Here is a 21,475-nt window from a genome sequence, read left to right as displayed (position 1 = left end):
GTCGGATCGAGATCGATCGCGGGTACGGACGGCGTCTATGAAAGGTCAGTTGTCGTCATCCGTATCATCCCCGTCGTCGTTATCATCGTCGGTGTCATTCTGATCGTCGTCGTTATCATCGTTGGCATCGTCGTCCGACGAATCATCTGAGTCGTTGCCGTCATCCTGGTCATCATCCCGATCGTCGGAACCGTCATTGGTGTCGTCTCCCGTATTATCCGACGCATCGTCGGCGTCATCTGCATCGTCATCCGACTCATCGCCGACGTCATCCTGATCGTCGCCGTTCGACGTGGATTGTTCGTTCTGCGTGCCTCCGGACGCCGGTTGAGGCGAGGACGTGGTCCCGCATGCGGATACGCCCAGCACCAGCAGCAATGCCGCGGCCGCTCCGGCGAGAATGGTGAACTTACGTTTGATTGAATTGGTCATGGTCGATTCCTTTATCGATCGTGCCGTATCGACGGCTCCCACCACGACCGTCGTCTCTCAATCATCGCATATCCGCACGTTTCGCGCACCCGAATCGACTGTGGCGTGCATCACGCGCGAGGCATCACCTCGGGCGCTGATCTTCCGAAGGATCATGGTCAAGATCATGTGGAAGAATAGTCCATGAAAACCCACAAAGGAGTGATTCACCATGTTCGGTTCGTCGTCGGCCATCGTCGGTGGCGTGCTGTTCGCAGCCGGTCTTATTGTTCTGCTCATCGCACTTGTCGTCTTGCAGCGTATCCGCATGCTGCATTCCCGTTGCACCGCCCGTACGCGCGGCACGGTCATTCGCTTCGTCGAGCATGAGAATGACTGGAATCTCACGTTGACGCCGGAGATCCGATATGACGCCGACGGTCGTGAACGCACGGTGCTGGCCGCGGCCACGGCCGGGTTGCCTGACATGCATCTGGACGAGCGGACCGACGTCGCCTATGATCCCACTCACCCGGATGTCGCCTACCTGCCTGCCGACCGGCACGTCGGTTCCATGGCATGTACCCTGACGGCCGCGGGCGCCGTCTGCCTGGTGGCTGGTGCGGCGCTTGCCGCCGCCAGTGCGTGAGATCCCGATGTTCGCCTTGGGCGTGGCCCTCATGCTCATCGGCACCATACCCGTCGCAGCCGGTGCCATCGGGCTTGCTCGTGTGCGTCGGCTGCGGTCGGGATGCCGGCTGGCCATGACCGGCGTGATCGTCCGTCGTCTGCGCAATACGCGTGACGGCACATGGAATCTCGTGGTCCGGTATCTGATCCGAGGCGTGCCATATACGATCGTTTCGAAGGGGTGGGGGCAGGACGTGCGGTTCCGCCCCGGCCAGACCGTCACCGTCGTGTGCGACCCGTCCCGTCCGCATACGGCGCGATTGGATGCCGATCGGCCGTCATACGTCGGTCCGATGCTGAAGATAGGGGCTGGTGCTCCGCTGTTGGCGATCGGTGTCGAATTGTCGACGGTCACGTTACTGTAGCCGCAGGTCGCTAGGTGGCGTGGCATTCCGGACAGGCGGACGGCTGAAATACGTTCGGCACGCGTTTTGTTCGCGGTCGTGGTCCGTTCCGGTCGTCCCCGGTCAGGATTATGGTAAGGACAAACATACATACAGTGTGTTCCGCTTACGCGGGTGATTTCATGAATATGCACGGGTCCGCGGTGTTTCTTACTTCTACAACACTTTCTGCTTTTCCACGAGACACCGCCGAGACACCGCTGGAATGTCCGCCGTTTACGTTTGACTTTCATACCCTGTTCTTGAAAGGGGTTTCATCATGTTGAATTTCATCATCGACGAGTCCCATCCGTTCACGTTCGCCGCCCATCTGACGGGAGCAAGGAACGGTGTGACCGCACGTATCGCCAAGCTTTCGCCGAACCTGCCGTATGACGCGTCGGTCAAGGTGCCTCGCCGGCTGATCCCGGCTGACATGCCGGTCCAGCCGTTCGGCGTGGACGGGATCCTGCACCAGAGCTTCGATCGTCTGTCCGACGCCGAGGACTGGACCGCCGCATGGGCGAACCGGTGACGGGCAAGAGAGTTCATGTATGCGACTGATCGGCAATATTCTGTGGATCGTGCTCGGCGGCATCGAGATCGCCATCGGCTGGGCAGTCATCGGGTTCGTGCTGTGCGTCACGATCGTCGGCATCCCGCTCGGGCTGCAGGCGTTCAAGATGGCGGGACTAACCCTGACACCGTTCGGCAAGACCGTGCGATACGGCGGGGGAGCGGGATCGACGTTCGCGAACATCATCTGGGTCGTGCTCGTTGGAATCTGGATGGCGATCGGGTATGTGGTCGCCGGACTACTCAACTGCATCACGATCATCGGCATCCCGTTCGGCATCCAATCGTTCAAGATGGCCAAGCTCGCCCTCTGGCCGTTCGGTGCGGAGATCGTGGACGCGTGAGCCGTATCGTTTCTTAAAGATGCCGCACATCAGCAAGTCTCTCATCGTCCGCGGTCTTCGCATCGCCGGTTTCGCGCTGATTGCGCCGGTCGCGGCGTTCTGGATTCCGCCGTTCTTCGACATGGTGGCACAGCTGGGGCAGACGGCCGCAGTCATGGCGTTCATATGCTATGCGCTTGGTCTGCTTTGCTGGATCATCTCATTCTTTATGTCGTTTCTGGATGACGCACCGGCTAACCCAGCCGAATTGCGTCGGCGCATGATCGTCGGGATAGCGCGTGTGCTCGCCGAGTGGATATTGGCGATAGTCGCATTGCCGGTTGCGTTCATCGGATTCCTCGCCGTGGCGGATATGATCGACCCAGCGCCGGTGATACCGGGGTAGACGGAAGACGACGTGGCATACTCAGCGCAATCGATGCGACGGTCCGCACATAACGCAACGCACAATAACCATGAGAGAGCTTGTATTTCACCCCCATACCAAGTTAGCCGATAATGTACGTTATGTCAGAAAGGATTTGGGTGAATCCCCCGCATCCCTTGGAACGTCAATGTTTCCGAGGGTTCCGTCTCGTATCGCCATTATGGGCGTGTTGGCTATTTTCGGCTGAGAACGGCTATTTTCGGCTCGGATAATCACACGATAGTCACACGACGTTGGACGCATAAGGGGTCGTGGAAACACCCCGGGGACACACGGCGAAAGGAACGCGAATGGCGCGACGGAACGAATCGACGAGACGCGACAAGGGATCGGGAGGACTGTCCAGGACGGCGAACGGCAGATACCGGGCGCGACGCGAACTGCATGACGCGCTCGACACCCTCTACCCCGGCGCCGGGTTCGACGTCACCTGCATCGGCGTGCGCCGCCGCGACGGGCGCGCCATGTTCCTGCACACGCAGGGCGACGAGCCGCTCCCCGACGAGGTGAACGGGCGCGGCCTCGGCGACTTCACCGACGACAAGGGAACCGTTGACCGACCTTGACTTCATCGCATTGGACGTGTCCAACCGGTCGTTCAAGGGAACATGACGCGTTCCTGACCGCCCGCATGGCCGCCGTCAACAACTGGATCTGCATGACGTTCACGAACGGCGACGTCAACCCTGACCACACGACCGACCGGCGTCACGCGACACCATCCCAAGCGCGCCCCGTCCCCGCCATTGCCCGTCCACGCATGGCGGTGCGCCGACTGCGGACGCCCTGACCATGCACCACGATCCCGACGGGCGTATGGACGGGTGGGCGTGCACGCACGACCACGTGTGATGGCCCGACCCCGCCGACCCGTTCAACCTGTGGTTCCCGGACGACGACCCGCACTAAAACGGCCAGTATGCCGCCTTTCCCATGTGGACACGCCGGGATTGCCCGATATCGGCGTTCATGCTATATTCACTTTCGAAGTTGCTGAGAATTGTTACCTTCAGTGGGCGTGATCTGGCTTCTTGAACAGAAAGATAACGAAGTCTTTTTGACGAGGAGGTGAATCATGCCGAACATCAACCCTGTGTCTCCCGGTATGCCATGTGCGGTCGTCCGTGTCTCCCCTCTTGGTGGAGAGGAGGTCGCCCGATGAGGATTCTCAGGGTCTGCAATAACAACGTCGCGGTGGTGCTGTCCGAGGACGGTCAGGAGATGGTCGTCACCGGCAAGGGCATCTGCTTCAACCGACGCAACGGTGACGAACTGGACGAGTCCAAGGTGGAGAAGCGTTTCCTGCCCGAGGACAAGACGGTGCTCAACCGGGTCGAGGAACTGCTCGACACGGTCCCGGACGTCTACTTCACCATCACCGAGGAGATCGTCGCCATGATCCGACGGGAGTCCGATCTGGAACTCAGCGAGAACATCTACATCACGCTGATGGACCATATCTGCCTGTCGTTGGAGCGCGAGAAGCGCGGCCTTGTCCTGCAGAACCCGTTCCTCATGGAAATCAAGCAGATCTACCGGCGGGAGTACGCCCTGGCTTCGAAGGCGAGGGCGATCATCGAACGGCACATGGACGTGCGCATCTCGGACAGCGAGGTCGGGTCCATCGCGTTGCACATCGTCAACGCGTCCATGAACCACGACTTCGACGTGACCATGCGCGCCCCGAGGCTCATCGCCACGATCCTCGAGATCATCCGCGTGCGTTTCTCGATCGAGTTCGACGAGACGTCACTGCACTACGAGCGGTTCATGCGCCACCTGCAGTTCTTCGTCAAACGCGTGCTCGACAAGCGCGAATCCCAGGAGAACGCGGACACCATGCTGTACCGGCTCTCCCTGACGGAGTACCCGCAGGCCGCGGACTGCGCGTCGAAGATCGCCCTGTTCATCGAAATGAACTACAAGGCCAAGGTCACCGACGCCGAGAAAGGCTACCTCGCCTACCACATCGCCAACGTGGTGCGCGACGTCCGCCCCAACGCGTTCGACTCCCCCACCGCCCAACCGGCATAAGGAATCAACCACACACACCCTGTTCCCACGCGGTCCGACCGCATGGGCCGGCGCAAGCCATGCCCGAACCGGGAGCGGGGCAACCGACAGACAAGCAGACCACACCACCATTCCACGAATAAAGGAGTTCGTCATGGATTACCGTAAGACAGCGTCGGCCGTCGTCGAACTGGTCGGCGGCACAGGCAACGTGCAGCAGCTCGAACACTGCTCCACCCGACTGCGCTTCACCCTGAAAGACCAGTCCAAGGCCGACCCGGAGGCCCTCAAACAAGTGCCCGGCGTGCTGGGCGTGGCCATGGGAGGCCAGTTCCAGGTCATCATCGGCAACGACGTCGTCGAAGTGTACGACGAGATCATGAAAATGCCCGGCATCGGATCGGACTCCCCGTCCAACGCGGCCGCCGCCCCCGCGGACGCGAAGCCCGGCCGTTTCAACATGAAGCGTGCGGGCAGGGCCGCGCTCGACTTCTTCATCGCCGTGTTCCAGCCGCTCGTCCCGGCCATCGCCGGCGGCGGCGTGCTCAAGGCGCTGCTCTCCCTGTTCTCCATGCTCGGCTGGATGGACTCCAAGAGCTCCGTGTACACGATCTTCCTCGCGATCGGCGACGCGCCCTTGAGCKATCCCTTCGCCTCGGCGGCGTTGGGGATGGCCGGAACATCAGCCTCGGTGCGGGGACCGTCGAACGCGCGCACGGTCACGTCGACGCGCTCGGCCAGTACCTTGGACAGCTCCTCGGCATGCACGCCGGCTCCACCGTAGACGTGCGGCGGGTATTCGCGGGTGAGAATGTCGACCTTCATTGGTTCCTACCTCTCTTTGACGATTAGAGAATCCAGCAGTTCCCACTCTACGGCACGACATACGGAAAAACGCACAACCTTGCATCCTGCGTTTCCTGATTCCGCGATACAGTATCCCCGCATTGCACTCGATTACTTACCCGTCCGCCTTCTGGCTGTGAACGTGAACGTGATCGTGAACGTCTCGTGAGTCAGGCACCTGGTTTCGGCAATCAGGTTGTAGGATGACGAATCTATGCATCACGACGTCAGAGAGGAATACCATCGTGTCGCACAAGCATGCATTGTTCAACAAGGTCATTGCCGGACTGCTTGCCGGTCTATTGACGATCACGGCCGGCGGATGCTCAGCGTCCGACGCGCAGTCGCTGATCGACGAGGCGCGCAACTATGCGAACAGTTCGCAGTCGAGTGCATCGCAGTCGAGTTCTTCGACATCATCCGGCAGTGACGGCACCTGGTCCGAGACGGACGCGCCCAACTACTACAAGGTGACTGGCAAGGCCGATTTCTCCGCAGCCGGGACCATGCCCTCGGCCGGCGAGATCCGCTACTCGGAGCTTGACTCGCTGGGTCGGGCTGGCATGGCGGTCGGCGTCGTCACATACCAGCTCATGCAGTCGGGCTCCGACAGGGAGCGTGACATGCCGGACACCATCGCCGGATGGCCGGAGCACAATCCGAAGGTCGAGATCGTCTTCTCCGACGGCGACAAGTACCACGGCTATCTGTTCAACCGTTCGCACCTGATCGCCAAGAGCCTCGGCGGCGAGGATGCGGAACGCAACATGGTCACCGGCACCCGAACGCAGAACGTGGGTGACAATGACGCGACGCCGGGCGGCATGGCCTACACGGAGTCCAGGGCACGTGACTGGCTGCGTTCGCACAGGAACGGCACGATCGAGTATATGGCGACCCCGCGGTATACGGGCGACGAGCTGCTTCCCCGTACGGTGGATGTGGACATTCGCACGTCCGACGGGTCGATAGACGAGCATGTGATCACGTACAATACGGCCGCCGGCTTCGACATCGACTATATGAACGGCGGCACGAAGTAGACGAACTATATGAGAAAAGCGCACGACATCATATCGTGCGCTTTTCTCATATTCGCGTCATTTGCGGGTCCTGCGATTCCGCCAACGGATTCCGGACGACGGTCGGACTGATCAGACGGCGGTGCCGTTCTGGTCGAGATTCGGATTGTGCTTCGAGTCGCCGGCGGTGAAGAACAGGCTCACCACGCCGACGATGAACACGCCGGCGACGGTGGCGACGAGCCACATCGGGCGGGCGGCGCTCGGCAGCCACATGACCACGAAGAACGCGATGACGGCGAGCGTGATCAGCGTCCAGCTGCCCACGCGAAACCACTGGCGGGTCGAATGCGGGGCGCGGAACGCCTGCGGATCCCGGTAGTTGGGATTGGTGGTGAGCGTCGCGGTCTCGGCGTCGGCCTCGATCGTGCCGCCGGTCGGCTTCCACGGGCCTACGGACTCGCCCTCCTGCAGTCTGCGGGAACGCTCCTGCAGCTGGTACTCATCGATCATTCCCGACCGGCCGCGGCCGCGGGTGGAGTCGTACTGCGACGGCACTCCCCTACGATCGGCCTTCGCCTTGGCGCGACGTTCCGCACGATTCGGCATTCAAACCACTCCTTTGGTAAAAAGAATCCTGCGGTAGATAGTACCGCAGGATTCCCTCACATGACGGCATCAGTACCGACGCGTACCGTTTCACGAGACAGACTGGTAGGTCAGATAGGCGATTTCGCACTTTGAATCTTCGGACGGTGTGATGCCGACCTGCCCTTTGTCAGCACCTTCGGTATGCACGTTCAATGACTCCTGTGCGATGTCTTTCGAACAGGTCATGGAGCGTTCCTCGTGCGTCTCCCCGATGGAGAAGGACACGTCAAGCGTCCCGGTACCCATGCAGTAGACCGTGAGCTGGTAGTCCCCAGCGTCCCATGTCGAATTATCGACATCGAGGATGGCCATGGTCTGTCGCTTGCCGTGATTGTCAGTCCGGTAACTAGGACGCGCGCCGGCACGCATGCGATAGTGTATCGAATCGATTTCGGCAGCGTCTTTCACAGTCTTGTTGAGTTTGGCCACGCTTTTCTCATCAAGAACATGCGCAGTGTCCGATTCGGAGGAGGAGTTTGGAGTCTTCGCCGTCGTCGAACCGCGGGAATTCCCCTCGCCGTTACCGCCGTTGAAGAAACCAACCCACATGGCGCCGATCACAACTGTCAGCAGGACGATCACGGCAACTACAATCGCCGCCTTCGTCCTTACGTTCTTTCGATCATTCATGATGCCCTAACTCTCCCAGTAATTATAACCCCATACATTCGAACTTGGCACAACAGCGCTTCCGGAAGCAAGAACTTTAACGTTGCAAGGAGCGACTATGGTGGTTTTCTTGACGTTCACTCGAGTTCCAAAGTTGCCGTATTGCATGTTTCCGTATCGCCCAGGAGAGATATCGCGCGAATACTGGTACGAAGTCGAACTAGTGGAAGACGCTGCACCAGAGACCCCTGCGGAAACCGAAGCCTGAACGATTTGCCCAGCAGTTATACTGCCCGATACGTTGGACGTAACACTTATTGTATAACTTTTTGCGGTCGAGGCAGTGACTGTTCCACCAGGGCCGGCACGGAAAATCGGCCCCACACCGATATGATAGTTACGGTTGGCGATGGTAGCGGTAACCGATGTCTGACCAACCTCGGGACATGACCGAAGCTCAACATTGCCGCTACTTTCGACAGCAAATGCTGGAGATCCGATAAAAAGAGAAAGAAACGACGCCATAATCAATGCGACAAATCTCTTGATGGCACCCATGATGATATCCTTAGTGCAGAAACCTATTCATGTTTGATATAGTCACGCATATCGCCTTCAACCATGAAACAAGTATCGACGACAACGATGTCGTTGGAGTAGCACAGAAGCATTGGCCTCTATGTATCAGATAGTATACAGAACGACTCCCATCTCCGCGCGAGAAACACCTCATACGAATGGACAGTTCATCACCCCTCGCTGACACAGCCCGGTTTTCTGTTCCTCGAGCCAGCCCCGGTGCCACATGCGCAACGCATCCCTACTGGTATGACCCAACTCCCGGATCATATCCGCAACGCAACGCCCGTACCAAGTATGCAACTCCAATGCACGCCGCCGCCGCTCCCTCGTGTACTTCGCCATAGTCCGCCTCCCGGAAACCAAGTCCAAGAAAACGGCACCGCCTCGCGATCATGCGCAAGTCCGCGGAGCTGGTGGGAAAAAAGCCGGGCGCAGACCCGGACAACCTGACCAACCGAGAAAAGGCGACGCTGATCAGGGCCGTCAGTGAGGAGCACGGCGTCCGGGCCGAGGACCTGCTGGGACGGGTCGGTATCGCGCGCAGCACGTACTACTACCAGTTGAAGCCCATGAACCGGCCCGACAGGGACCGTGACCTGCTGGCCCTGGTACGCGAGGCGTTCGAGAACAGCAGGAGACGATACGGGTACAAGCGCATCCATCAGGAGCTCAGGAGCGCGGGCGTCATCGCGTCGGCGAAGCGGATCATGCGGCTGATGACCATGCACGGGCTCGTTGCCCGTGTTCAAAAGCGCGAAACGCAACAGCTCGTACAGGGGCGAGATCGGCCGGGCGCCCGTCATCCACTCGGACCGGGGCTGTCTCGGGCTCGTCGCCTGAAACACATGTGATAACGTTCAGGACGACCATTCAGACAACGAAGTCCAAAAAACGTCACTATCCCAGACCAATGATCCACACCCACACAAACACCCGAAGAGCCATCTAAAGTGGAACGCCGTATCCGAAATCGCATCAAACGACGGACCAGTGGACACTCTAAACAGTCTGAACTTATGATACAATGAAAATGTATATTTAACAAGACAAGCACAATAACGAGCTACAAATATACCAGCAATGGAAATGAGTAAAAATTATACTCATCACCATCTTAATTTTTCAATTACACATGAACATCTGACTCTTGACACATGCATAAGCATGCAAATCCTAAAATAGTAATTACATGAGGCACAATGAAAATAATTATCAGCATCATTACCTCAATGATACTCACGTTCACCCCTTACCCTACTACACAAGAAATGGGATCTACTTCAAACCATTATCTGTATTCATACAACAACGTTACATCCGCAGGAGACGCATGTATATATGGACATGGAAGATTCTGCTTTTCGAAAAAAGGGGTGTATACCGGCTCATGGAATAATATCCGTCGAATATATTCTGGCCAATGGAACGTCACTGTCACTTGGCATGGAGCTGACAATAAGATTAATACCACAATGCTAATTCCAAATAGATCTTTTTTTATCTCTGGAACGGTAACTAGAATAGTGGTCAGATAGAATGAAGTCATTAAAGTCACTATTCAAGAGACAAAAACTAATTTACCTCATTGTTACAGCATGTTGCATGTTGCTCCATATTGTAGATTGGTCCAACTCAATTAACCCACCAACGTCGGAGCACGTCAAGTATGCCGTCATTCTAGTATTGCTTATCGCACTCCCCTTCTACCCTTTTATCACATCATTTTTCATTTTAGCTACATGTATTGTTTTTTATGGGAGCACAGATTCCTATTGGTTATCTTCCTACCCTTTTCTATTATCTATTACCATCATTGCATTTCACTGGGGAAAGATTGCCACCTCTCTTATATTCATAGCGGCAGCACAGTCTCTGTTAATCCTTGAACAAATTTCGCCTTTCGTTGTCATACAGACCGCAATACAGGGAATTCCTTACATATTGCAACCAATCAGCATGGCATGGTGCGTTGGTACACTACTCCGATACGGACTTAATCAAGCGCGTCAACAATCAATAATGCAAGAGAAAGAAGCACAACGGAAGAACCAGCTAGCATTGCTTCATATTCTTCACGACTCAATTGCCAATGACCTCGTATATGCAATACTGGAAATACGTAAGTTGAATTCCCAATCAAACGAATCTCAAAACAACTATTTAAGCAGTGTGACAGAAACCTTGGAGAGTGTACTGGAACAACTACGAAGCCAAGTGATACTGCCACTTAGGGAGCAAGTCTTCCAAAGTGAGCAATGCTCTTCTGATATCCAAATCATCCAGTCAACTCCTGCGACGAGAATCAGAAGAACGAACCTAACCATTGCACGTCAACTCCACGAATGCGGATTCAAAGGCCATCCGCAGTTCATAGGAGATGCAAATGGACTTGACACAGCACACGTTCTTTTTATAATTAATTGCATTCGAGAACTCGGCGGCAATATCCTCAAACATGGCTCTCCGGAAGAGTACGCACTTTCCGTTGAAATCACCGATGATTCAATCATCGTTCTTTCTTCAAACCGTGTATCTACTGATCAAATGCAAATGAATCAACATCAATCAGATAATGGACTGACTCTCCTGCGTAATGATATCTATTCTTTTGGCGGTTTTATTTCCTATGCCATTGACGGCAACGAATGGACTATTTATATCGAAGTGCCAACTACAACTACTCAAAGGAGCTAACTCACATGTCTATTCCAGATTGCATAACCATCGGTGTTGTAGACAATGATCCGCTTGTGCTTCAAGCACTCACATCCATGATTGCCGATCGATCTACGCCTCTTCATATGCTATGGTCCGTCAATCAACCTATGCTCGCTTTAGACCTCTGCAAAAACTTGACGACCAGACCCATGCTTGTCCTATCCGATCTTCAAATTCCCCAAATGGATGGAAAGGAATTGGCTGAGCATCTGCAACGTATCGGTATCCCGGTTCTTGCAATGACTGCATTCCAATTGACCTATACGACCGACGAACTCATGAAGGCAGGCATTCACGCAGTCATCCGTAAAGAGGCACCACTTCAGGAATACGTACAGCTCATTGGAAAAATACTCGGAAATGATGAAGTCGCTCATTGGCAAGAACGTTCACTTGACTTCCAACGTATGATGCTCACAGATAGAGAAATCGAGATACTCCGCGAATATCTCAAAGGGCGAACAACGGCTTCGACAGCTCGACTGCTTCATGTCAGTGAAGGTACGGTCAAAACCCATATGAATAACGCCTATAGGAAAATGGGGGTGCATAGCCGGGCCGAAGCTATTCGCATCTGCGTCAAGGAGCACATCCTATGATACGAAAACCTCTGCGGTTGGGGAGCACTGCCAGTGCCTGTTCCCAACCGCAGAGGTTTTCGCTATGATCCGGATTCCAATGAACCGGCTCAGCGCGGCAGCATCATCGGGCGCTGAGAGGCCGTGATCGGGGCCGGCAGCTCGCTGACGTGCTCGCTGGAGAGGTACTCGTCAACGGCGGCGGCGCAGGAGCGGCCCTCCGCGATGGCCCACACGACGAGGCTCTGGCCGCGGCCGGCGTCGCCGCACACGAAGACGCCGTCCTGCGAGGTGGCGAACTTGTCGTTGCGGGCGATGTTGCCGCGCTTGTCGAGATCGACGGGCAGCTGGTCGAGCATCGTTGTGGTGTCCGGGTGCAGGAAGCCGACGGAGATGAGCACCAGATCGGCGGGCAGCACGCGTTCGGTGCCCGGCTGACGGGTGAACGGACCGTTCTCGCCGGGGGCCACGGAGACGACCTTCAAACCGGTGACATGACCGGTCTCGTCGGCGATGAAGCCCTCCGCGGTGGTGGAATTCTCGACGTGGATGCGCCCCTGCTCCTCGTCCGAACCGATGAAGTTCACCGAGTCGGTGGAGTACAGGTATTCGCCGCCTTCGGCCATCGACGTGGTCTTCTGGTAGGTGCGGGCGAAGGTCGGCCACGGCTGGTTGTCCGGACGGGTGGACGGCTCCTTCGGCATGATCTGCAGGACGGTGACGTCCTTCGCGCCCTGACGGATCGACGTGCCGAGGCAGTCGGAGCCTGTATCACCACCGCCGATGACGATGACGTGCTTGTCCTTGGCGGTGATGTCGTTGACCGGCTTGACGCCGTAGATGCGACGGGTGGCGTCGGGCAGGAAGTCGAGGGCGAAGTGGATGCCCTTGAGCTCACGGCCCGGGATCTTCATGTCGCGCGGCACGCGGGAACCGATGGCCACGACGACCGCGTCATACCGGTCGCGCAGGTCGTCCCACGTGATGTCCTTGCCGATCTCGACGTTGGTCTCGAAACGGGTGCCCTCGGCCTCCATCTGCTCGATGCGGCGGTCGATGAGCGTCTTCTCGAGCTTGAAGTTCGGGATGCCGTAGCGCATGAGGCCACCCAGCGCATCGTCCTTCTCATAGACGACGACGGTGTGGCCGGCGCGCGTGAGCTGCTGCGCGGCGGCGAGGCCTGCGGGGCCGGATCCGACGACCGCGACGGTCTGGTCGGTCAGACGCTGCGGCGGCATCGGCTTGACGTAGTCGAGATCCCACGCCTGATCGATGATCGTGCACTCGTCGTTCTTGATCATCGTCGGCGGCTGGTGAATGCCCAGCACGCAGGCCTGTTCGCACAGAGCCGGGCAGATGCGGCCCGTGACCTCGGGGAAGTTGTTGGTCAGGCTCAGACGCTGGTAGGCGTCCTCCCACTGCTCCTGGCGGACCAGATCGTTGAACTCCGGGATGAGGTTGCCCAGCGGGCAGCCGGTCATGCAGAACGGGGTGCCGCAGTCCATGCAGCGGGCTGCCTGCTCGGTGGTCCACGGCTGCAGACCGGATTCGGCGTGGACGTCGAACCAGTCCTTGATACGCTCCTGGACGGGGCGCTCCGCCAACTCCCTACGGGTGCGGACTTTCAGGAATCCTCTCGGGTCGCCCATCTCAGTGCGCTCCTTCCATAACGTGCTCGTACACCTGCTCCCAGGCACCGGGCGTATTGAAATCGATGTGTTCCGCTTCGGCCTCGGCCATGGCCTTGGTCATGGCGAGGAAGTGCTTCGGCACGACGTGCGTGAAGCGCTTCGCGGCCGCGTCCCAGTCCTCGAGCAGGCCCGCGGCGAACGCGGAGCCTGTCTCCTCGGCGTGGCGCTTGACGAGCCCGCGCACGAGATCGGAGGTCTCGGCGTCGAGCGGCTCGAAGAGCAGCGCACCGGACTCGACCGCCTCGGGGTTGACCTGCTTCATGTCGAGGTCGAGCACATACGTGTTGCCTCCGGAGAAGCCGGCGCCGAAGTTGCGGCCGGTGGGGCCGAGCACGACGACCGTGCCGCCGGTCATGTACTCGCAGCCGTGGTCGCCGACGCCCTCCACGACGAAGGTCGCGCCGGAGTTGCGCACGGCGAATCGTTCGCCCGCCTTGCCGGCGACGAACATCTCGCCGGAGGTGGCGCCGAAGCCGGTGACGTTGCCCGCGATGACATCCTCATGCGGGTCGAAGGTGATGTCGTTCTCCGGACGCACGATGAGACGGCCGCCGGACAGGCCCTTGCCGGCGTAGTCGTTGACCTCGCCATAGACGCGGATGGTCTCGCCGCGCGGGATGAACGCGCCGATCGACTGGCCTCCGGAACCGTGCAGGGTCATGTCGATGGTGTCGTCGGGCAGACCCTCGGCGCCGTAGCGGCGGGTGATCTCGTAGCCGACCATCGTGCCGACGGTGCGGTTGACGTTGCGGATCGGCATCTCGATGCGCACCGGCTCCTTGTGGTCGAGCGCGGGCTCGGCGAGCTCGATGAGCTTGTTGTCGAGCGCCTTCTCCAGCTCGTGGTTCTGCGGCTCGGTGTTGTGCAGGATGGTGCCGGGCACGGGGCCGGACTGCTTCAACACGTTGGTCAGGTCGACGCCGTCGGACTTCCAGCGCTTGATCGCCTCATCCTGATCCAGACACTCGACGTGGCCGACGGCCTCCTCGAGCGTGCGGAAGCCGAGCTGGGCGAGGATCTCGCGCACCTCCTCGGCGATGAACATGAAGAAGTTCACGACGCTTTCGGGCTTGCCGCGGAAGCGGGCGCGAAGCTCCGGATCCTGGGTGGCGATGCCCTGCGGGCAGGTGTTCTTCTGGCAGGCACGCATCATGACGCAGCCCTCGACGATCAGCGCGGCCGTGGCGAAGCCGAACTCCTCGGCGCCCAGCAGCGCGGCGATGACCACATCACGGCCGGTCTTGAGCTCGCCGTCGCACTGGACGACGATGCGCGAGCGCAGGCCGTTGAGGATCAGCGTCTGCTGCGTTTCGGACAAACCGATCTCCCACGGGGTGCCCGCGTGGCGGATCGCGTTGAGCGGGGCCGCGCCGGTGCCGCCGTCGTAGCCGGAGATCAGCACCACGTCGGCATGGCACTTGGCCACGCCGGCCGCGATGGTGCCGACGCCGAACTCGGAGACGAGCTTGACGTGGACGCGGGCCTTCGGGTTGGCCATCTTCGCATCGTAGATCAGCTGCTTGAGATCCTCGATGGAGTAGATGTCGTGGTGAGGCGGCGGGGAGATGAGCTCGACGCCCGGGGTGGCGTGGCGGACCTTGGCGATCCACGGCGGAACCTTGGCGCCCGGCAGGTGACCGCCCTCGCCCGGCTTGGCGCCCTGGGCGAGCTTGATCTGCAGGTCGGTGGCGTGCACGAGGTAGTCGGAGGTGACACCGAAGCGTGCGGAGGCGATCTGCTTGATGCGGCTGTAGCGGCGCGGGTCCTCGATACGGTCGTCGGACTCGCCGCCCTCGCCGGAGTTGGAGCGGGCGCCGATCTGGTTCATGGCGATGGCGAGCGTCTCGTGCGCCTCCTGCGAGATGGAGCCGTAGCTCATCGCGCCGGTGGAGAAGCGCTTGACGATCTCGCTGGCCGGCTCGACCTCGGAGATGTCGATCGGCTTGCGGCTGGCGTTGAACTTCATCAGGCCGCGCAGCGTCATGATCCTGTTGGAGGTGTCGTTGATGTGCGTCGAGTACTTCTTGAACATGCTGTAGTCGCCGCGCTGGGTGGACTGCTGCAGCAGGAAGATGGCCTCGGGGTCGTTCAGGTGGTCCTCGCCGGTGCGACGCCACTTGTAGATGCCGCCGGTCCTCAGGTTCCTGTGCGGGGAGGCGGTCCACTGGTTCGGATAGGCGACGCGGTGGCGGGAGGCGACCTCCTCGGCGATCTCGTCGAGGCCGACGCCACCCACGCGGGTGGTGGTGCCGGTGAAGTACTCGTCGACGACCTCCTGGCTCAGGCCCACGGCCTCGAACAGCTGGGAGCCGCGGTAGCTCATGATCGTGGAGACGCCCATCTTGGCCATGATCTTGAGCACGCCGGTGGACAGGGCCTTGGTGAGGTTCTTCACGGCGGTGGCCGGATCGACCTTCACGTAGCCTTCGCGCGAGAGGTTCTCGACCGACTCGAACGCGAGATACGGGTTCACACAGGCCGCGCCGTAGGCGATGAGCAGCGCGACATGGTGGATCTCGCGCACGTCGCCGGCCTCGACGGCCATGGAGATCTGCGTGCGGGTGTGGCGGCGCAGCAGGTGGTGCTGCACGGCGGAGGTGAGCAGCAGGGACGGGATCGGGCCCCACGTGTGGTTGGAGTCGCGGTCGGACAGGACGATGAAGTTCTTGCCGTTGTCGATCGCCTCGTCGATCTCGGCGAAGATCTCGTCGAGACGCTGCTGAAGGGCCTCGCCGCCGCCAGCCACCTGATAGAGGCCCTTGACGACGTACGGGCGGTAGTAGCCGCCAAGGATGCGCGCCTTGTCGAGGCGCTTCAACTGGGCCATTTCGTCGGAGTTAATGACCGGCAGCGGGATGAGGATCTTCTTGGCGTGCAGCTCGGTGTCGGACAGCAGGTTCGGCTCCGGACCGATCGCGGACTCGAGGCAGGTGACGACCTCCTCGCGCTCCCAGTCGAGCGGCGGGTTGGTGACCTGCGCGAACTTCTGGTGGAAGTAGTCGAACAGCATGCGGCTGCGCTTGGAGAGCACCGGCAACGGGGTGTCGTTGCCCATCGAGCCCAGCGGCTCCTTGCCGGTGTTGGCCATCGGCGTCAGGACGATCTTGAGATCCTCCTCGGTGTAGCCGAAGGCGCGCTGACGGCGCTGGACGGACTGGCCGGAGTGGTTGACGTGCTCGCGGGCGGGCAGGTCGCTCATCTCCACGGAGTTGCCCTCGACCCACTTGCGGTACGGGTGCTGGGAGGCGAGCGTCCTCTTGATCTCCTCATCGGGGATGATGCGACCCTCGGCGGTGTCAACGAGGAACATCTTGCCGGGCTCGAGACGACCCTTGGAGACGATGTGCTCCTGCTCGATCTCGGGCAGGACGCCCGCCTCGGAGGCGAGGACGAGGTAGCCGTCATCGGTGAGCTGCCAGCGGCCGGGACGGAAGCCGTTGCGGTCGAGCAGAGCGCCGACCTGGGTGCCGTCGGTGAAGACGATGTCGGCCGGGCCGTCCCACGGCTCGATGAGCGTGTTGTTGTACTCGTAGAAGGCCTTGAGATCCGGATCGAGCTGGTCGTTCTTCTCCCATGCCGGCGGCAGCATCATGCTGATCGCGTGCGGCAGGGAACGGCCGGCGAGGTGCAGCAGCTCGAGGCACTCGTCGAAGGTGCCGGAGTCGGAGTAGCCGGGCGTGGCGATCGGCAGCAGCGGCTCGAACTCGCCGAGCAGTTCGGAGCTCAGACGCCCCTCGCGGGCGGACAGCCAGTTGCGGTTGCCCTGGATCGTGTTGATCTCGCCGTTGTGCGCGAGCAGGCGGAACGGCTGGGCCAGCGGCCAGCTCGGGAACGTGTTCGTGGAGAAGCGGGAGTGCACGATGGCGATGACGGCCTTCATGCGCTCGTCCACCAGATCCGGGAAGAAGTGGGTCAGCTGCATGGTGGTCAGCATGCCCTTGTAGGTGATGGTGCGCGCGGACAGGGAGGCGAAGTAGACACCCACCTCGTGTTCGACGCGCTTGCGGATTCGGAACGTCTTGCGATCCAGCTCGATGCCGGCGAGGCCGCCTTCCGGATCGGCGACGACCAGCGTCTTGAAGCTCGGCATCGCGGCGAGCGCCTGCAGGCCGAGGCCATCCGGGTTGGTCGGCACGACGCGCCAAGCGAGGACGTCGAGGCCCTCCTCGCGCACGATCCTGGCGATGGCCTGCTCCTGCTGGCCGGAGGTTTCGATGTCGCGGTCAAGGAACGCGATGCCGGCGGCGTAGTGACCGGCCTCAGGCAGTTCCGCGGGCACGGTGGCGCGCATGAACTCGTCCGGCATGCTCATCAGGATGCCGGCGCCGTCACCCGTGTTCTCCTCGGCGCCCACGGCTCCACGGTGGTCGAGATTGACCAGCACCTCAATGGCGTCCTTGACGATCTTGTGCTCAGGGCGCTTGTTGAGGGTGGTGACCATACCCACACCACAGGCGTCATGCTCGTTGGAAGGGTCATACATGCCGTCCGGAGCATGGACCGTGAGATCAAGCGGGGCTTTAAGTGTCACCGAAATCACCTCAATTATTCGCGAGCGCGCGTTGAGACGCGACTCTTGGGCTTATTGCTGTTGACAGCGTAGCGTCGCGGTGTATCGTTCACGTTTCGCTGTCCATATACCGAATTGGCGAAAAAGTCAATACCCAATTTTACGCGACTCACCGACCCCGGCGCGCTGAGCGCGTTCACAATGCGGTTCGCAGTTTCGGCCGTTCCACGCCTTCGAGCAGAGCGCGAACATAGTCATGCAGTTCGGGGCGCGTCAGCGTGTGCCCGCGCAGGTACGACCAGTCGAGCACGAGCATCAAGGTGTTGGCATAGTGATCGGCGATCAGTTCGGCCGGTAGCGCGTGGCGCTCCCGGTCGACGCAGGTGCGCATGAGGTCTCGCGAGCGTTCGGTGATGAAGGCTCGCAGGCTGGTGAACATCGGCCCGTCGACCGGATTGTGCTCGAGCACCTCCTGCAGCAGGGCGGCGTTGTCCTCGAGCATGTCGGCCATCATGTCGAGCGCGAGGTCCACACGGCGCTCCGGCTCGGCCGACTGGAGGTCACCGATCCTTGATTTTCCGGACAGGGCGGTCCAGCAATAGGTCAGCAGATCATCGCGGTCGTCGAAGTAGTTGTAGAACGTGGCGCGCGGATACGAGCTGCGTTCGCACAGCTCGTTGACACTGATCGACGCGAGCGGCTTGGTGCGCAGCAGGTCCATCATCGCACCGGAGAAGGCGTCGAGCGTGCGCAGCGCGCCGCGGGAGAGTTTTGCATTCAGATCCTTTTTCACGTCACGTCCATTTCGTTTTTCTCACTCATCCATTCGGGGCCAATCGGCAACGACACGGGGGACGCCGGCGTGTTGCCAATGATGCCAACGGCTTTACCCTAACCTATCGTCCAGAATTTAGCAAATGTCCAAAAATGGATTATCGTACAGATCAGATGAAGTTAGACAAGTGCAAAAACTTGGACGTTCATACACAGGAAAGGAACATCATGAACGCAGACCGCACTTCGGAAATCAACCCCGGAACCACCTCGGGGACCGTCTCGGGGATCGCAACGCCACTCACCCTGCCCTGCGGGGTCACGGTGAAGAACCGCTTCTACAAGTCGGCCATGAACGAGGCGATGGCCGGGCGCGACTGCGCGCCGACCGAACGGCACGTCCGCCTCTACCGCACATGGGCGGAGGGTGGCGCCGGCGTGCTCGTCACCGGCAATGTGATGGTCGACCGCACGCAGCTCGGCGAACCCGGCAACGTCGCGGTCGAGGACGAACGCGATCTGAACATGCTGCGCCGCTGGGCCGCCGCGGGAACCCGCAACGGGGCCCATTGCTGGATGCAGATCAACCACCCAGGACGCCAATCCCCCATCACCATCAACCAGCATCCGTACGCGCCCAGCGACGGCAAACTGGAAGGGGACTACGGACGGTTCTTCGCCGAACCGACCGCGCTCACCGTCGAGCAGATCCACGACATCGTGCACCGATTCGCCACGACGGCGCGGATCGCGAAGAAGGCCGGGTTCACCGGCGTGGAGATCCACGCGGCGCACGGCTACCTCATCAACCAGTTCCTCTCACCCGAGGACAACCGGCGAACCGACGAATACGGCGGCGACATCGAGCATCGAGCACGCTTCCTGTTCGAGGTGTTCGACGCGGTGCGCGCGGCGGTGGGGCCGAAGTTCCCGGTCGCGGTGAAACTCAACTCCAGCGACGTGCCGATCGCCGCAAAGATCGACGATCGCGGCGGGTCGTTCGCAGGCTTCGATGAAGAGGAATCCATCTGGGTCATGAAGCAGCTCGAGAAGCGCGGCGTCGACCTGATCGACATCTCCGGCGGCACACTCGAGAAGCCGGTCATCCAAACCAACAGTGGCGCACTCGAGGACCGCAGGCGCGGCGTGTACTTCACCGAATTCGCCAGACGCGTCAAGGGCGAGCTCACCGTGCCGGTGGCGCTGACCGGCGGGTTCCGCAACGCGCGGGACATGGAGCGCGCGCTCGACGAGGGAATCACGCAGATGATCGGCATCGCACGCCCGCTGGCCCTCGTGCCCGACCTGCCGAAGCGGATCATCCGCGACCGTTGGGACGGCAGCGTGGACCTGCCGTGGGTGACGACCGGAGTCAAGGCGCTCGACCGTGCATTCGGCGGCATCCTCGTCATCAGCTGGTTCGAGCTGCAGATGAACCGCATCGGACGCGGGCTACGTCCCGATCCGAGGATCGGCGGATTGCGCGCGCTGTGCTTCGCGATCGGAAAGCACGGCCCCGCGGCCCTGACGCCTCGCCGCCGCAAGGGCCATCAGTGAACATCCATGACAGATAGCCGAGAAACAACCGGTCGTACGCACGGCGGATGAGGGATATCAGTCATCACGGCATTGAACCGGCTCGATGCCGTGATGATATGGGTGCGTGGATAGTCAGCTCATCCGTCTCGGTTTCAGCACGTCCTGCAAAGCCTCAAGGAACGCCTCTGCGGCGGGAGACAGCGGCTGGCCGTTCTTCCATGCGATCGCGAGACGCGTGGATACTGCCGGCTCAAATGGTCTGAAGCATAGCCCGCTGTCCGGCGAGGTATCGACCATGTCCTGTGGCCCCACGGCGCAGGCGAAACCCTCCCGCACGAAGCAGCTGGCGTTGTACATCAGATTCATGGTGCCGACCACATTGATGCGCTTGGCGTACCGTCCGAGCCAACCGGACAGATCGCCCCGACCGAGCACTCCTTTCGGCATAATCAGCGGCACCTCCTCGAGGTCTTTCGCGGTGACCGCCGTCCGGGAGGCGAACGGATGGTCATGTCGCATGAGCAATCCCATCGGATCACCTCCCGGCAATGGCAGTGACCCATACCGGCCCATGTCCACCGGCTGTACGAGCACGCCGAAATCGGCAAGTCCGCTGTCGAGCCGTTCCACGATGTTGGCGCCGAAGTCGTCATGCAGGCACACGGTGACTCGCGGATGACGTTCACGCATCAGCACCGCCGCGCGGGCGACGACGCGCATCACCGCGCTCTGGGCTGCGGCGATGCGCACATCGCCGACTATGACACGACCGGCGAGGATCTCCGCTTTGGCACGGTCCGAAAGGTCGACGATTTCCTGTGCGCGGCGATACATCAGCCATCCGGCGTCCGTCAGTTCGAGTTCCCTCGCCCTGTTGCCCCTCACGAACAGAGACGAGCCCAGCTCCTCCTCCAGTTCCTTGATCTGCCGCGACAACGCCGGCTGGCTGAGGAGGAGGACGTCGGCCGCCGCGGTCACGCCGCCCTCCTCCACCACCGTCAGGAAATTCCGCAATATCCGCAGTTCCATGTTCACTTCACCGTCCTCACGCCGATTTAAGGCACACCAATCGAAACTATATGCATTATAGTTATATAATTTCATTAATCAG

At 60.1% G+C, this 21,475-nt stretch carries 20 protein-coding genes and 2 pseudogenes; 13 read left to right on the top strand and 9 right to left on the bottom strand.

Translation table 11 applies throughout. From position 1 onward, the window contains the following. Positions 1 to 45 precede the first annotated feature (45 nt). Complete coding sequence (locus BCAL_RS01665; protein ID WP_043166571.1) at positions 46 to 432, bottom strand: hypothetical protein; 387 nt, start codon at positions 430 to 432, stop codon at positions 46 to 48. Positions 433 to 643: 211 nt separating this feature from the next. Between BCAL_RS01665 and BCAL_RS01660 the strand changes: the two genes are divergently transcribed. The 8 genes and pseudogenes from BCAL_RS01660 to BCAL_RS13895 form a co-directional block, all read left to right on the top strand. Further along, positions 644 to 1,060 carry a DUF3592 domain-containing protein gene (locus tag BCAL_RS01660; protein ID WP_043166487.1) on the top strand — a complete coding sequence of 139 codons (417 nt, stop codon included), beginning with the start codon at positions 644 to 646 and terminating at the stop codon, positions 1,058 to 1,060. Continuing rightward, complete coding sequence (locus tag BCAL_RS01655) at positions 1,041 to 1,466, top strand: DUF3592 domain-containing protein (protein ID WP_152600381.1); 426 nt, start codon at positions 1,041 to 1,043, stop codon at positions 1,464 to 1,466. The genes BCAL_RS01660 and BCAL_RS01655 overlap by 20 nt, the downstream gene beginning before the upstream one ends. Positions 1,467 to 1,764: 298 nt before the next feature. After that, positions 1,765 to 2,019, top strand: coding sequence for a hypothetical protein (locus BCAL_RS01650; RefSeq protein ID WP_043166491.1), 255 nt, complete (start codon positions 1,765 to 1,767; stop codon positions 2,017 to 2,019). A 19-nt stretch (positions 2,020 to 2,038) separates the two neighbouring features. Beyond that, the gene (locus BCAL_RS01645; RefSeq protein WP_043166493.1) at positions 2,039 to 2,404 is read left to right on the top strand and encodes a YccF domain-containing protein; all 366 of its coding nucleotides are present in this window, start codon (positions 2,039 to 2,041) and stop codon (positions 2,402 to 2,404) included. A 19-nt stretch (positions 2,405 to 2,423) separates the two neighbouring features. Then, positions 2,424 to 2,789 carry a hypothetical protein gene (locus BCAL_RS01640; protein ID WP_043166495.1) on the top strand — a complete coding sequence of 122 codons (366 nt, stop codon included), beginning with the start codon at positions 2,424 to 2,426 and terminating at the stop codon, positions 2,787 to 2,789. Positions 2,790 to 3,121: 332 nt separating this feature from the next. Next, positions 3,122 to 3,397 carry a hypothetical protein gene (locus tag BCAL_RS01635; protein ID WP_043166497.1) on the top strand — a complete coding sequence of 92 codons (276 nt, stop codon included), beginning with the start codon at positions 3,122 to 3,124 and terminating at the stop codon, positions 3,395 to 3,397. Between the two features lie 592 nt (positions 3,398 to 3,989). Next, on the top strand, positions 3,990 to 4,865 hold the full coding sequence (locus BCAL_RS01630) for a PRD domain-containing protein (protein WP_043166499.1): 876 nt from the start codon (positions 3,990 to 3,992) through the stop codon (positions 4,863 to 4,865). 133 nt (positions 4,866 to 4,998) lie between these two features. After that, positions 4,999 to 5,109 (top strand): annotated as a pseudogene (locus BCAL_RS13895) (PTS sugar transporter subunit IIB); the annotation flags it as partial. A 371-nt stretch (positions 5,110 to 5,480) separates the two neighbouring features. Here the strand turns inward: BCAL_RS13895 and BCAL_RS13045 are convergent. Continuing rightward, positions 5,481 to 5,669: pseudogene (locus BCAL_RS13045) on the bottom strand (glycogen synthase); the annotation flags it as partial. Between the two features lie 266 nt (positions 5,670 to 5,935). Here BCAL_RS13045 and BCAL_RS01620 point away from each other — a divergent pair. Next, a complete protein-coding gene (locus tag BCAL_RS01620; RefSeq protein ID WP_052118935.1) occupies positions 5,936 to 6,733 on the top strand; it encodes a DNA/RNA non-specific endonuclease in 798 nt (265 codons plus the stop codon). Positions 6,734 to 6,844: 111 nt separating this feature from the next. Here BCAL_RS01620 and BCAL_RS01615 read toward each other — a convergent pair whose 3' ends face one another. From BCAL_RS01615 to BCAL_RS13040, 3 genes are all read right to left on the bottom strand, one after another. Further along, positions 6,845 to 7,321, bottom strand: a complete 477-nt coding sequence (locus BCAL_RS01615; RefSeq protein ID WP_043163792.1) for a membrane protein — start codon at positions 7,319 to 7,321, stop codon at positions 6,845 to 6,847. 90 nt (positions 7,322 to 7,411) lie between these two features. Next, positions 7,412 to 7,993 (bottom strand): hypothetical protein, encoded by a 582-nt coding sequence (locus BCAL_RS01610; RefSeq protein WP_043163790.1) that lies wholly within the window; start codon positions 7,991 to 7,993, stop codon positions 7,412 to 7,414. A 6-nt stretch (positions 7,994 to 7,999) separates the two neighbouring features. Then, complete coding sequence (locus BCAL_RS13040) at positions 8,000 to 8,530, bottom strand: hypothetical protein (protein ID WP_152600278.1); 531 nt, start codon at positions 8,528 to 8,530, stop codon at positions 8,000 to 8,002. A 416-nt stretch (positions 8,531 to 8,946) separates the two neighbouring features. Between BCAL_RS13040 and BCAL_RS13035 the strand changes: the two genes are divergently transcribed. The 3 genes from BCAL_RS13035 (at position 8,947) to BCAL_RS12055 (ending at position 11,871) form a co-directional block, all read left to right on the top strand. Further along, positions 8,947 to 9,405 carry an IS3 family transposase gene (locus BCAL_RS13035; RefSeq protein ID WP_238549580.1) on the top strand — a complete coding sequence of 153 codons (459 nt, stop codon included), beginning with the start codon at positions 8,947 to 8,949 and terminating at the stop codon, positions 9,403 to 9,405. Between the two features lie 832 nt (positions 9,406 to 10,237). Continuing rightward, positions 10,238 to 11,248 carry a sensor histidine kinase gene (locus BCAL_RS13030; RefSeq protein WP_238549579.1) on the top strand — a complete coding sequence of 337 codons (1,011 nt, stop codon included), beginning with the start codon at positions 10,238 to 10,240 and terminating at the stop codon, positions 11,246 to 11,248. Positions 11,249 to 11,253: 5 nt separating this feature from the next. Next, positions 11,254 to 11,871, top strand: coding sequence for a response regulator transcription factor (locus BCAL_RS12055; protein ID WP_052118934.1), 618 nt, complete (start codon positions 11,254 to 11,256; stop codon positions 11,869 to 11,871). A gap of 89 nt (positions 11,872 to 11,960) precedes the next feature. Here the strand turns inward: BCAL_RS12055 and BCAL_RS01595 are convergent, their stop codons facing one another. The 3 genes from BCAL_RS01595 to BCAL_RS01585 all read right to left on the bottom strand — a co-directional run bounded on the left by BCAL_RS01595 (position 11,961) and on the right by BCAL_RS01585 (position 18,844). Continuing rightward, on the bottom strand, positions 11,961 to 13,499 hold the full coding sequence (locus tag BCAL_RS01595) for a glutamate synthase subunit beta (protein WP_043163788.1): 1,539 nt from the start codon (positions 13,497 to 13,499) through the stop codon (positions 11,961 to 11,963). A gap of 1 nt (position 13,500) precedes the next feature. Next, the gene (gltB, locus tag BCAL_RS01590; protein ID WP_043163786.1) at positions 13,501 to 18,072 is read right to left on the bottom strand and encodes a glutamate synthase large subunit; all 4,572 of its coding nucleotides are present in this window, start codon (positions 18,070 to 18,072) and stop codon (positions 13,501 to 13,503) included. 175 nt (positions 18,073 to 18,247) lie between these two features. Next, a complete protein-coding gene (locus tag BCAL_RS01585) occupies positions 18,248 to 18,844 on the bottom strand; it encodes a TetR/AcrR family transcriptional regulator (RefSeq protein WP_043163785.1) in 597 nt (198 codons plus the stop codon). 209 nt (positions 18,845 to 19,053) lie between these two features. On the opposite strand from BCAL_RS01585, the gene BCAL_RS01580 reads away from it, so the two are divergent. Next, positions 19,054 to 20,382 (top strand): NADH:flavin oxidoreductase/NADH oxidase family protein, encoded by a 1,329-nt coding sequence (locus tag BCAL_RS01580; protein WP_052118933.1) that lies wholly within the window; start codon positions 19,054 to 19,056, stop codon positions 20,380 to 20,382. Positions 20,383 to 20,496: 114 nt separating this feature from the next. Here the strand turns inward: BCAL_RS01580 and BCAL_RS01575 are convergent, their stop codons facing one another. Further along, entirely contained in the window at positions 20,497 to 21,393 is an 897-nt protein-coding gene (locus BCAL_RS01575) for a LysR family transcriptional regulator (protein WP_043163948.1), read from the bottom strand. Positions 21,394 to 21,475 lie beyond the last annotated feature (82 nt).

It is taken from the genome of Bifidobacterium callitrichos DSM 23973, assembly GCF_000741175.1.
Lineage (GTDB): Bacteria > Actinomycetota > Actinomycetes > Actinomycetales > Bifidobacteriaceae > Bifidobacterium > Bifidobacterium callitrichos.
Note: the sequence above shows the minus strand (reverse complement) of the source record. Positions and strands in the feature narration are given on the sequence as shown.